Annotated in this window: 11 protein-coding genes and 1 other annotated feature; of the genes, 3 read left to right on the top strand and 8 right to left on the bottom strand. The window is 59.7% G+C overall.

What is annotated here, in order from left to right; all coding sequences use genetic code 11:
* Positions 1 to 112 precede the first annotated feature (112 nt).
* Both mog and tal read right to left on the bottom strand, forming a co-directional pair.
* Positions 113 to 700, bottom strand: coding sequence for a molybdopterin adenylyltransferase (gene mog / locus D7I37_RS10385; RefSeq protein ID WP_061794902.1), 588 nt, complete (start codon positions 698 to 700; stop codon positions 113 to 115).
* 149 nt (positions 701 to 849) lie between these two features.
* On the bottom strand, positions 850 to 1,803 hold the full coding sequence (tal, locus tag D7I37_RS10380; protein ID WP_061794901.1) for a transaldolase: 954 nt from the start codon (positions 1,801 to 1,803) through the stop codon (positions 850 to 852).
* Positions 1,804 to 2,185: 382 nt separating this feature from the next.
* On the opposite strand from tal, the gene D7I37_RS10375 reads away from it, so the two are divergent.
* Both D7I37_RS10375 and yaaA read left to right on the top strand, forming a co-directional pair.
* A complete protein-coding gene (locus D7I37_RS10375; protein ID WP_061794900.1) occupies positions 2,186 to 3,622 on the top strand; it encodes a sodium:alanine symporter family protein in 1,437 nt (478 codons plus the stop codon).
* Positions 3,623 to 3,725: 103 nt separating this feature from the next.
* On the top strand, positions 3,726 to 4,502 hold the full coding sequence (gene yaaA, locus D7I37_RS10370) for a peroxide stress protein YaaA (RefSeq protein WP_129543650.1): 777 nt from the start codon (positions 3,726 to 3,728) through the stop codon (positions 4,500 to 4,502).
* Between the two features lie 44 nt (positions 4,503 to 4,546).
* Here the strand turns inward: yaaA and thrC are convergent, their stop codons facing one another.
* From thrC to D7I37_RS10345, 5 genes are all read right to left on the bottom strand, one after another.
* A complete protein-coding gene (thrC, locus tag D7I37_RS10365; protein ID WP_061794899.1) occupies positions 4,547 to 5,836 on the bottom strand; it encodes a threonine synthase in 1,290 nt (429 codons plus the stop codon).
* 3 nt (positions 5,837 to 5,839) lie between these two features.
* Positions 5,840 to 6,769: a homoserine kinase gene (gene thrB / locus D7I37_RS10360; protein ID WP_061794898.1), complete on the bottom strand. Its 930-nt coding sequence runs from the start codon at positions 6,767 to 6,769 to the stop codon at positions 5,840 to 5,842.
* Between the two features lies 1 nt (position 6,770).
* The gene (thrA, locus tag D7I37_RS10355; protein ID WP_129543649.1) at positions 6,771 to 9,230 is read right to left on the bottom strand and encodes a bifunctional aspartate kinase/homoserine dehydrogenase I; all 2,460 of its coding nucleotides are present in this window, start codon (positions 9,228 to 9,230) and stop codon (positions 6,771 to 6,773) included.
* Between the two features lie 25 nt (positions 9,231 to 9,255).
* Positions 9,256 to 9,373, bottom strand: a sequence feature (Thr leader region).
* Positions 9,312 to 9,380, bottom strand: coding sequence for a thr operon leader peptide (thrL, locus tag D7I37_RS10350; protein ID WP_071998276.1), 69 nt, complete (start codon positions 9,378 to 9,380; stop codon positions 9,312 to 9,314). (Overlaps the previous feature by 62 nt.)
* A gap of 212 nt (positions 9,381 to 9,592) precedes the next feature.
* Positions 9,593 to 10,279, bottom strand: coding sequence for a tRNA/rRNA methyltransferase (locus D7I37_RS10345; RefSeq protein WP_061794896.1), 687 nt, complete (start codon positions 10,277 to 10,279; stop codon positions 9,593 to 9,595).
* Between the two features lie 630 nt (positions 10,280 to 10,909).
* On the opposite strand from D7I37_RS10345, the gene arcA reads away from it, so the two are divergent.
* Complete coding sequence (gene arcA / locus D7I37_RS10340) at positions 10,910 to 11,626, top strand: two-component system response regulator ArcA (protein WP_061794895.1); 717 nt, start codon at positions 10,910 to 10,912, stop codon at positions 11,624 to 11,626.
* 48 nt (positions 11,627 to 11,674) lie between these two features.
* Here the strand turns inward: arcA and creA are convergent, their stop codons facing one another.
* Positions 11,675 to 12,154: a protein CreA gene (creA, locus tag D7I37_RS10335; protein WP_061794894.1), complete on the bottom strand. Its 480-nt coding sequence runs from the start codon at positions 12,152 to 12,154 to the stop codon at positions 11,675 to 11,677.
* Positions 12,155 to 12,205: the final 51 nt, after the last annotated feature.

Below are 12,205 nucleotides of genomic sequence, written 5' to 3'. Positions count from 1 at the left end.
GAGAAGGCTGTAAAAATAAAAGCCGCAGGCTTTCTGTAAAAGAATCCTTACTATAGCGGCAAATTATTTTCACACCAGACGGCCTGAAGCTAATCGCTCAGATCGCTGAAATTTAGAGGTTTATCTCGCGGCGCGCGTTCTTCGGACGAAATGCTGCTACCACCGCGCTCTGCGTTTCCACATAAGGCCCTTCCAGCAGTTGAATGCAATAAGGCACGCTGGCGAAAATGCCGTGCACCCGCGTATTGCCCTGCTCGTCCTTCACCCCTTCCAGCGTTTCCTTGATCGACTTCGGCTGCCCGGGCAGGTTGATGATCAGCGCCTGCTTGCGGATCGCCCCCACCTGGCGTGAAAGAATCGCCGTTGGCACATAGTGTAGGCTGATTTGGCGCATTTGCTCGCCGAAGCCGGGCATCACGCGATCGGCTACCGCCAGGGTCGCGTCGGGGGTCACGTCGCGGCGCGCCGGGCCGGTGCCGCCGGTGGTCAGCACCAGATGGCAGCCCATTTCGTCCACCAGCTCGCAGAGCGTCTGCTCGATCAGCGTTTGCTCATCGGGGATCAGCCGGGTTTCGAGCTTGAACGGCGTCGCCAACGCGCCGGTCAGCCACTCCTCCAGCGCCGGAATGCCCTTGTCCTGGTAAACGCCGCCGGAAGCGCGGTCAGAAACGGAAACCAAACCAATACGTAATATGTCCATGCGTAACCTCTACAGCCTGATGGGTCCGGGCGGGTTCGCTCCCGCCCTGTCATTGATCCTGAGAGTATAAGGCGTCAACCGGCCGCAGGGATCTGCAGGCATAAAAAAAGGCGGCCTGAGCCACCTTTTTATTGCGCTGTCTGCCGGAATTACAGCAGATCGGCGATCATTTTTTCCAGCTTGCCCTGGTCTACGGCGAACTTGCGGATGCCGTCGGTCAGTTTCTCGACCGCCATCGGATCCTGGTTGTGCTGCCAGTAGAACTCAGGCTCGGTCAGCGCAGCGGGGCGCGCCTTCACTTCGCCGGTGTAAGACAGTTTGCGTTCCAGCGCGCCTTCGCTTTCCGCCAGCTCTTTGAGCAGCGCCGGGGCGATGGTCAGACGGTCGCAGCCGGCCAGCTCGATGATCTCGCCGACGTTACGGAAGCTGGCGCCCATCACCACGGTGTTGTAACCGTGTTCTTTGTAGTACTGATAGATCTCGGTAACTGAAACCACGCCCGGATCTTCGTGCGGAGCGAACTCTTTCTTGTCGCCGTTGGCTTTGTACCAGTCGAGGATACGGCCAACGAACGGGGAGATCAGGTAAACGCCGGCTTCGGCGCAGGCGCGCGCCTGGGCGAAGGAGAACAGCAGCGTCAGGTTACAGTTGATGCCTTCTTTCTCCAGCTGCTCCGCCGCGCGGATGCCCTGCCAGGTAGAGGCCAGTTTGATCAGGATGCGCTCGTTGCTGATGCCGGCTTCGTTGTACAGCTTGATCAGGCGCTTGGCCTTGGCCACGCTGGCGACGGTGTCGTAAGACAGGCGAGCGTCCACTTCGGTGGAGATGCGGCCCGGAACCAGTTTGAGGATCTCCAGACCGATATTTACCGCCAGCTTGTCGGCGGCGTCGGCGATCTGCTGCTCGCGATCGCCGCTCTGCTCACGCGCCCAGGCGATGGCTTCGTCAATCAGTTTGCGGTATTCAGGAATTTGGGCTGCATTGAGGATCAGCGAAGGGTTGGTGGTGGCGTCTTGCGGTTGATACAGCTTCATTGCCGCGATATCGCCGGTGTCCGCAACCACCGTGGTGAGCTGGCGCAGGGAAGTTAATTTGTCGGTCATGTTGGCATTATCTCATCGTTTGTGCATGAACTTTTGGCATTGTTCAACCATGCCCTTCCCTGATAATAACATGCGCAAGGCCCGGCGCAAGGCTGGAAAATCCCGCCCCGGCGGCGCCTGTTTTATCCTTGGGCGAGCAACCGTTTACGCCGATATCTTTCGTCATTCCCGAGGCGATGAAAAGGCAATAACGTGCTATCGGTAGAAGAAATTATGTTAAATTCGCAAAAAATGATGCAATTCGTTTGGCGATCTGCGAAAAATCTCAATTCTCTGGCGCCGATCTGATTTCGGCTAAGCTCTTGTAAAAACTGGCCCAATGCTTTTCACCCGCGGTGGATGTTGCCGGGTGTGCGTGACATGTCGACGAAGGAGGGATCCCGTGACGGACCTGATGAATTTTATAAACAATATTTTGTGGGGTTCGGTACTGATCTATCTGCTGCTCGGCACCGGCATTTATTTCACCCTGCGCACCCGCTTTATCCAGCTTCGCCACTTCAGCCATATGTTCTCGGTGCTGAAACACAGCAACAAAAGCGACAGCGCCGGCATCTCCTCTTTTCAGGCATTGTGCACCACCCTGGCGGCGCGCGTCGGCACCGGCAACCTGACCGGCGTGGCCATCGCCCTCACCGCCGGCGGCCCCGGCGCCATCTTCTGGATGTGGGTAGTGGCCTTTATCGGCATGGCCACCTCCTTTATCGAAAGCACCTTGGCGCAGCTGTACAAAACCAAAGACGACAACGGCAACTATCGCGGCGGCCCGGCCTACTATATGGAAAGGGGGCTGGGGATGCGCTGGATGGGGGTGATGTTTTCCGTCTTCCTGATCCTCGCCTTCGGCCTGGTGTTCAATGCGGTGCAGGCCAACTCCATCGCGCAGGCTTCCGCCGTCGCGTTCAATTTGCAACCGCTGCACGTCGGCATCGGGCTGGTCTTGCTCAGCGGCGTGGTGATCTTCGGCGGCATTCGCTCCATCGCCCGGGTGGCCGAGCTGGTGGTGCCGCTGATGGCCGGCGCCTATCTGCTGCTGGCGCTTTGGGTGATTGGCCACAACATTGAGCATATGCCGGCGATCCTGGCGCTGGTGTTCAAAAGCGCCTTCGGCCTGCAGGAAGCGGCGGCCGGCGCGGTCGGCTACGGCATTTCTCAGGCGATGACCCAGGGGGTGCAGCGCGGGCTGTTCTCCAACGAGGCCGGCATGGGCTCGGCGCCCAATGCGGCGGCCTCCGCTTCCCCTTATCCGCCGCATCCCGCCTCGCAGGGCTACGTGCAAATGCTCGGGGTGTTTATCGACACCATCGTCATCTGCAGCGCCACGGCGGCGATCATTCTGTCCTCCGGCATTCTGGACCAGCCGAGCGCCACCGTCAGCGGCATCGATCTGACCCAGCGAGCGCTGTCCGCCGCCGTCGGCAGCTGGGGCACGCCGTTTGTCGCCATCGCCATTTTCTTCTTCGCCTTTACCTCGATCATCGCCAACTACGCCTATGCGGAGAACAACCTGGTATTCCTCGAACATAACCACCCTGGCGGGCTGCTGCTTTTCCGCTGCGTAGCGCTGGGCATGGTGATGTTCGGCGCGCTGGCCGAGCTGCCTGTGGTGTGGAAAATGGCGGATACCTCGATGGCGCTGATGGCGATCACCAACCTGACGGCGATCCTGCTGCTGTCGCGGGTGGCGCTGAAGCTGGCCGATGACTATCACCGCCAGCGCCGGCTGGGCAAGCTGCCGACCTTTGACGTCAACCGCTATCCGGAGCTGAAGCCGCAGCTGGAGCCGGGCGTTTGGGACACCCCCAAGCCGCCGCGCTGATGCGGCAGGGGCGTCAACCGCACGCCCCGCCTATCAGACCTATTGCCCCTTTTTGCCGCGCTTTTTGTTACAGTATCAGCACTTGGAAAAACAGGATCTGGCCATGCTCGTTATTATTTCACCTGCTAAAACTCTTGATTATGAAAGCCCGCTGGCGACAGAACGCTTCACCCAGCCTGAGCTGCTGGACAAGTCTCAGCGGCTTATCAAAATTTGCCGCGAGCTGACGCCGGCGCAAATCTCCAGCCTGATGGGCATCAGCGACAAGCTGGCCGGGCTGAACGCCGCGCGCTTCAGCGACTGGCGGCCAAAATTCACCCCGGACAACGCGCGCCAGGCGCTGCTGGCGTTTAAGGGCGACGTCTATACCGGCCTGCAGGCGCAGGACTTCAGCGAAGCGGATTTCGATTTCGCCCAGCAGCATCTGCGCATGCTTTCCGGCCTGTACGGCGTGCTGCGCCCGCTCGATCTGATGATGCCTTACCGCCTGGAGATGGGTATCCGGCTGGAAAACCCCAAGGGCAAAGACCTGTACAGCTTCTGGGGCGACCAAATCACCCAAAAGCTGAACGAAGCGCTGGCGCAACAGGGTGATGACGTGGTGGTGAATCTGGCTTCCGACGAGTATTTCAAATCGGTGAAGCCGGCCAAGCTGCACGGCACGCTGCTCAAGCCGGTGTTCCTCGACGAGAAGAACGGCAAGTACAAGGTGATCAGCTTCTACGCCAAGAAGGCGCGCGGATTGATGAGCCGCTTCATCATCAAGAACCGCCTGACCCGCAGCGATCAGCTGGCGGACTTCAATCTGGAAGGTTACGCCTTCGACGAAGCCGGCTCGCAGGGCAACGAACTGGTGTTCAAACGCCCCGAGCAATCATAAAAAAAGCCGTCGCAAGACGGCTTTTTCATTATGGGCGGGGAGACTCAGGCCGGCAGCGCCATCAGGAACTTGCGCAACTCGCCGAAGCCGGCCGGCAGGCTGTGGGACAGCAGCGGCAAATCGGCCCGCAGCGCCAGCGCCTTGGGCAGCGGCAGCTCCTGGCCGAGGATCGCTTCCACGCTCTCTTTGAATTTGGCCGGATGCGCGGTGCCGAGGAACAGGCCGAACTCCCCTTCCTGCAGCCGATCGCGCAGCGCGCGGTAGGCGATAGCCGCATGCGGTTCTGAGACATAGCCCAACTCGGCCAGCTCGCGCATCGTATCTTTGGTGGTTTCGTCGCTCACCGCCGCGTGGCCCAGCTCTTTCAACTGCCAGATCTTGCGGCGGAACAGCTCTTCCACCCGCGGCCAGTTGTTCGGCTGGCTGACGTCCATGGCGTTGGACAGCGTCGCCACGGTGGCATGCGGCTGCCATTGGCCGTTGGTCAGGAAGCGCGGCACGGTGTCGTTGGCGTTGGTGGCGGCGATGAAACGCTTCACCGGCAGGCCCAGCGACTTCGCCAGCAGGCCGGCGGTCAGGTCGCCGAAGTTGCCGCTCGGCACCGAGATCACCAGCTGATTGCGCGCTTCCTGCGGCAGCTGCGCCACCGCTTCGAAGTAGTAGCAAATCTGCGCCAGCAGGCGGCTGATGTTGATCGAGTTGGCCGAGTTCAGGTGCAGCGCCTCTTTCAGCTCCGCATCGTCAAACGCCTGCTTCACCAGCGCCTGGCAGGCGTCGAAGTCGCCGTCGATCGCCACGGTGTGGATGTTGCCGCCCAGGGTGCAGAACAGCTTTTCCTGCAGCGGGCTGATCTTGCCCTGCGGATAGAGGATCACCACCCGCACGTTCTTCAGGCCGTAGAACGCGTGCGCCACGGCGGCGCCGGTGTCGCCCGAAGTGGCGGTCAGAATGGTCACCGGCTGATCGCCGGCCACTTCCGCCAGCATCTGCGCCATGAAACGGCCGCCGAAGTCCTTGAACGCCAGCGTCGGGCCGTGGAACAGCTCCAGGCAGGCCACGTCATCCTCCACCTGCGCCACCGGCGCCGGGAATTCAAACGCCGCCGCCACGCGTTTGTGCAGCGCCGCTTCCGACACTTCGTCGCCGATAAACGCCGACAGAATGCGGCTGCTGCGGGTGACAAAGTCCTGCTCCAGCAACTGGTCGATTTCGGTCAGTTCGAACTCCGGCAGATCCAGCGGGAAAAACAGCCCCTGCTGTTTGCCCAGGCCCTGTTTGATCGCCTGTGCGAAGCTGACCTGCTCGTTGTGATCCTTAAGGTTGTACAGTTTCATGCGTTATCCCAGTAGTCGAGCGCCTGCGGTATCCAGACGGCAAATATGAACAAAACCTTCGTCGTTTTGCAGATAGTGATTTTTCAGCCAGTCGGCCATGCGTTGCGCGGTGGCGCCGTCGTTGCACACGGCGAACAGCGTCGGGCCGGAGCCGGAGATGCCGCAGGCCAGCGCGCCGATGTCCTGCGCGGCCTTGCGCGCTTCGGCAAAGCCCGGCAGCAGGCGGGTGCGATACGGCTCGGCGATCACATCCTGCATCAGCTTGGCGGCCAGCTGCGGTTGCTGGGTGTGGCAGGCATGGATAAAGCCCGCCAGATAGCGGCCATGGCTGATGCAGTCCTGACGACGGTACTGCGCGGGTAAAATCGCGCGCGCCTCGGCGGTGGAGACCTTGATGCCCGGATAGGCCATCACCCACAGCCAGTCGTTAAAGCATGGCACTTCCTGGCTGATGAAGCCTTCTTCTTCCAGCATCAGCTGCAGCCCGCCGAGATAGCAGGGGGCGACGTTGTCGTAATGCACGCTGCCGGAAATGCGCCCTTCCAGCTCGCCCATCAGGCCGAGCAGCGTCATCTTGTCCAGCGGGCGGTCGCAGAATTCGTTCATCGCCATCAGGCCGGCGACCACCGAACAGGCGCTGGAGCCCAGGCCGGAACCGATAGGCATGTTTTTCTCCAGCCGCATCGCCACCGGAATTTCGCGGCCAATCTCCTGGCAGAAACGCTCCCAGCACTGATACACGATATTTTCTTTCGGATCGTCCGGCAGCTTGCTGACGAAGCGGCCGGCGTTCTGCAGGCTGAACGCGTCGGCGGCTTCGACGCTGACGCAGTCGCCCAGCAGAGTGCCGTCGATCGGCGATACCGCCGCGCCCAGCACGTCGAAACCGACGCTGACGTTGCCAATCGAGGCCGGTGCATACACCTTAACCATATTAAACTCCCAACTTCCATGACAGTGTGCGCAGCAGGTCGGCGAAGACCCCCGCCGCAGTCACATCGTTACCCGCGCCGTAGCCGCGCAACACCAGCGGCAGCGGCTGATAATAGCGGCTGTAGAAGGCCAGCGCGTTCTCGCCGTTCTTCACTTTATACAACGGATCGTTGCCGTCTACCGCATCAATGCGTACCTGGCAGCGCCCCTCTTCAATCACCCCGACGTAGCGCAGCACCTTGCCCTGTTCGGCGGCGTCGGCCACGTTGCGCGCAAACGCCTTGTCCAGCTCGGGCAGCCGCGCCATAAATGATTCCACGTCGCCGGACGCGTCGAAGGACGGCGGCAGCACCGATTCGACCTCGATGTCATCCAGCTCCAGCTTGTAACCGGCTTCGCGCGCCAGGATCAACAGCTTGCGGGCCACGTCCATGCCGGACAGGTCGTCGCGCGGGTCCGGCTCGGTGTAGCCGTTGGCCTTGGCCTGCCGGGTGGCCGCCGACAGCGACATGCCCTCGTCCAGCTTGCCGAAGATGAAAGACAGCGAACCGGACAGGATGCCGGAGAAACGCGTCAGCTCGTCGCCGGCGTTCAGCAGGTTTTGCAGGTTTTCGATCACCGGCAGGCCGGCGCCAACGTTGGTGTCATACAAAAACTTGCGGCGTGAACCGGCGGCCGCGGTGCGCAGTTGCTGATAATAGTTCATCGACGAGGTGTTGGCCTTCTTGTTCGGCGTCACCACGTGGAAGCCGTCGCTCAGGAAGTCCGCGTACTGATCCGCCACCGCCTGGCTGGAGGTGCAGTCGACGATCACCGGGTTCAGCAGGTGGTACTCCTTCACCAGGCGGATCAGGCGGCCCAGGTTGAACGGCTCCTGCGCGCCGGCCAGCTCATCGCGCCAGCTGTCCAGCGCGATGCCGTGCACGTTGGTCAGCATGGCGCGCGAGTTGGCGATGCCGCACACCCGCAGGTCGATATGCTTTTGCTTCAGCCACGGCTGCTGGCGGTAGATCTGCTCGATCAGCGCGCCGCCGACGCCGCCGACGCCAATGACGAACACTTCGATCACCTGGTCGGTGTTGAACAGCATCTGATGGCAAACGCGCACGCCGGTGGTGGCGGAATCATTGCTGACCACCACCGAGATGGAACGCTCGGAAGACCCCTGGGCGATGGCGACGATATTGATGTTGGCGCGCGCCAGCGCGGAGAAGAAGCGGGCGGAGATGCCGCGCAGGGTGCGCATGCCGTCGCCGACCACCGAAATGACCGCCAGCTGCTCCATGACGTCCAGCGGCTCCAGCACCCCGTCTTTCAGCTCCAGATAGAACTCGTCTTCCAGCGCGCGACGCGCCCGCTGCAGCTCGCCCTGCGGCACGCAGAAGCTGATGCTGTATTCGGAAGAGGACTGGGTGATCAGCACCACCGAGATGCCGGCGCGCGACATCACGGCGAACACTCGGGCGGCCATGCCGATCATGCCCTTCATGCCCGGGCCGGAGACGTTGATCATCGCCATGTTGTTCAGGTTGGTGATGCCCTTCACCGGCATCTCGTCGTCCGAGCTATCTCGGCCAATCAGCGTGCCCGGGGCCTGCGGGTTGGCGGTGTTTTTGATCAGGCAAGGGATTTGGAACTGGGCGATGGGGGCGATGGTGCGGGGGTGAAGAACTTTGGCGCCGAAGTAGGAAAGCTCCATCGCCTCCCGGTACGACATCGATTTCAACAGCCTGGCGTCCGGCACGGTGCGCGGATCGCAGGTATAAACGCCGTCGACGTCGGTCCAGATCTCGCAGCAGTCGGCGCGCAGGCAGGCGGCCAGCACCGCGGCGGAATAGTCGGAGCCGTTGCGGCCCAGCACCACCAGCTCGCCCTTATCGTTGCCGGCGGTGAAACCGGCCATCAGCACGACGTGATCGGCCGGGATCGCCGCAGCGGCGATGCGCAGCGTGGATTCGGCGATGTCCACCGTGGACTCCAGGTAGTGGCCCTGCGCCAGCAGTTTCTCCACCGGATTGATCACCGTCACCGGGAAACCCTTGGCCAGGAACACGCCTTCCATGATGGCGATGGAGAGCTTCTCGCCGCGGCAGATGATCGCGGCGTTGACGCTGTCCGGGCACTGCCCCAGCAGCGCCACGCCGTGCAGCACCTGCTTGAGCTGGGCGAATTCCTGCTCGACGGCGGCCTTCAGGCGATCGTATTCAAAGCCGGGCAGCGCCTGGGCCAGGCCGCTCAGCAGATCGGCGAAGATGCGTTCGGCGTCGCTCATATTCGGCAGAATGTCTTGTCCAGCCACCGTTTTTTCAATCATCGCCACCAGGTGGTTGGTGATCTTGGCGGGCGCGGACAATACCGTGGCCACCTGTCCCTGACGCGCATTACTTTCCATGATGTCGGCGACGCGCAGAAAACGTTCCGCATTCGCTACCGAGGTTCCGCCAAATTTCAGCACTCGCATTTCTGATCTCTCCCGAATTTAAGCCGAAAAAAAAGCCCGCACTGGTTAGGTGCGGGCTTTTTTCTGTGTTTCCTGTACGCGTCAGCCCGCCCCGTTACCTGTGGTATCGGTGGTGGTAATAATTGTGGTGTTCAGGCTGATGTTTCGCATGTTTTCTGTCTGTCTCATTAAATACTCTGTCCCCTCTATTGGTTAAAGCAATCGCGATCCCAAGTCAAATTATTTCTTATTTTCGCTTATTTCCTGTTCAGCCGCCCGATTGAGCGAAGCGACAGTGGAAAAGCGAAATGACAGAACAAAAAAACAACCTGACGGCGATTTTGCAGTGGATCACACTGGATATCCGCCAGAGAGTGTGGGTATCACTTGGTGAGTTTTTTTTCGATGTCATGCAGCAAAGTGTGCAGCATGGCCGTATCCCGCTGTTGCAACGCGCCAAGCCGCTGGTGCAGCCAATCGCGCAATTTTTGATCGTCGCTCACCCCCAGCGCGCTCAACAGCCCCTCGGCGCGCTGACGCAGCGCGTTGAGCTGCCCGGCGTTGGCCGACGGCTCCTGCGGCGCGCCGATCTGCATCAGCTCGGCCAGCTGATAGCAGTACACCATCACCGCCTGGCCGAGGTTCAGCGAGGGATAGTCCGCCTGCATCGGCACGCCGGTCAGCAAATCCGCCAGCGCCAGCTCTTCGTTGGTCAGCCCGGAATCTTCACGGCCGAACACCAGCGCGGCCTGATTCACCCACTCCCGGCGTTCGGTCAGCTGTTCCAGCAGCTGCGGCGGCGTGCAGTAGTAGTGAAAGCGCGCACGGCTGCGGGCGGTGGTGGCGACGGTAAAATCCACGTCCGCCAGCGCCTGTTCCAGGGTGGCGAAGGTTTGCACGCCGTCGAGGATCTCACCGGCGCCGTGCGCCACCCAGCGCGCCGCCGGCTGCAGGTGCGCTTCGCTGTCGACGATGCGCAGCGAAGTGAAGCCCATGGTTTTCATCGCCCGCGCTGCGGCGCCGACGTTTTCCGGCCGGGCCGGAGCCACCAAAACAATATGAAGCTGCATCAATACTCCACCGAAAATAGGAGGCGCGGTTTTGACTGTTCAACCTGGCCCGCTTATATTTACAATTGCGCAACAAAGAAAGCCTTAATTGCTACAAACGAGAGTAAACAGGTTATTGGCCGAATAAACCGTGCGTAATAGACATTATTATCGCTTATGTTTTACTGTACTTATTAATCAATGCGTTAAAACAACACGCCGATCAATAAGCGGCTAATTGTACCCTATTGGGCCCGAGGATGCTGAATCGTTCACAGAATTTGAGCTTCTGTGACTTAAGCTGGCATTCCTGTAAGTGTTTTTCACAAATCTGTTAACGTGCTACAATTGAATTTGATATATGTCAACAAACCGTAGTTTTGTTGGGTGATGAATTCGGCACGCGCTGTTATATTGCTGTTAATAGGGTTAGGATATGCGCCGTTTCGGCACCTTTGGGGTTGTAGGGAATAGCATCCCCACCAAGCTAGCGATCTTGTTGACATGAGATGGAAAGTGCATCAAGAACGAGTTTACGTACTTTAGTCATTTGCTGAGAGGGAACGTGGCGCTATCTCTGCCCTCCTCTGAGAAAACAAAGACTTCTGTACTTCCTATTTTCTATTTTGTTGGCAATTTTAGGTAGCAAATATGCAGACCCCGCACATTCTGATTGTCGAAGACGAGTTAGTCACTCGTAACACCCTGAAGAGCATTTTCGAGGCGGAAGGCTACATTGTTCATGAAGCCAATGATGGTGCAGAGATGCACAATATCCTGTCTGAAAATGATATCAATCTGGTCATCATGGACATCAATCTGCCAGGCAAAAACGGCCTGCTGCTGGCGCGCGAACTGCGTGAACAGGCCAGCGTGGCGCTGATGTTCCTGACCGGCCGCGATAACGAGGTCGATAAAATTCTCGGCCTGGAAATCGGCGCCGACGATTACATCACCAAGCCGTTCAACCCGCGTGAATTGACCATTCGCGCGCGCAACCTGCTGTCGCGCACCATGAACCTCGGCAGCGTCGGCGAAGAACGCCGCCTGGTTGAAAGCTACAAATTCAACGGTTGGGAGCTGGACATCAACAGCCGCTCGCTGATCAGCCCGGCGGGCGAACAGTACAAGCTGCCGCGCAGCGAATTCCGCGCGATGCTGCACTTCTGCGAAAACCCGGGCAAGATCCAGTCCCGCGGCGAACTGCTGAAGAAAATGACCGGCCGTGAGCTGAAGCCGCACGACCGCACCGTTGACGTGACCATCCGTCGCATTCGCAAACATTTCGAATCGACCCCGGACACGCCGGAAATCATCGCCACCATTCACGGCGAAGGCTACCGTTTCTGCGGCGAACTGGAAGAGTAATTCCCGCGGCGAAACGAAACGGGGTTCAGCATGCTGAACCCCGTTTTTTTATTTGGCCTCACCCCAGGGGATGATCGGCACCGCGCTCAACGCATTCTTCGGCGAGCCGTCGACCACCCGGTCAGAGTAGCTCAGGTAGATCAGCGCGTTGCGCTTGGCGTCATAAAAGCGCACCACCTGCAGCTTCTTGAACACCAACGACGTGCGCTTCTGGAACACCACCGTGCCTTCCGCCTTGCCGTTCTTGATCTTGTCGCTCAGCGCGATCGGCCCTACCTGCTGGCAGGAAATCGCCGCATCGGCGGTATCTTCCGCCAACCCCAGCCCGCCTTTGATGCCGCCGGTTTTGGCGCGGCTGATATAACAAGTTACATTTTTAACATCCGGATCGTCGAACGCTTCCACCACAATTTTGTGGTCTGGACCAAACAGTTTGAATACCGTATCCACCGACCCTACCTGTTCCGCCTGCGCGCTGTTTACCGTGGCGCAAACTAAACCAAACAAAAATATCCATCCTTTTTTCATTCACTTAACTCCAACAAAAACTGGCCTATGAAAACAGGCCCAGTAATCAAA

Source organism: Serratia sp. 1D1416 (genome assembly GCF_003641105.1).
In the GTDB taxonomy this organism is placed as follows: domain Bacteria; phylum Pseudomonadota; class Gammaproteobacteria; order Enterobacterales; family Enterobacteriaceae; genus Serratia; species Serratia ficaria.
Note: the sequence above shows the minus strand (reverse complement) of the source record. Positions and strands in the feature narration are given on the sequence as shown.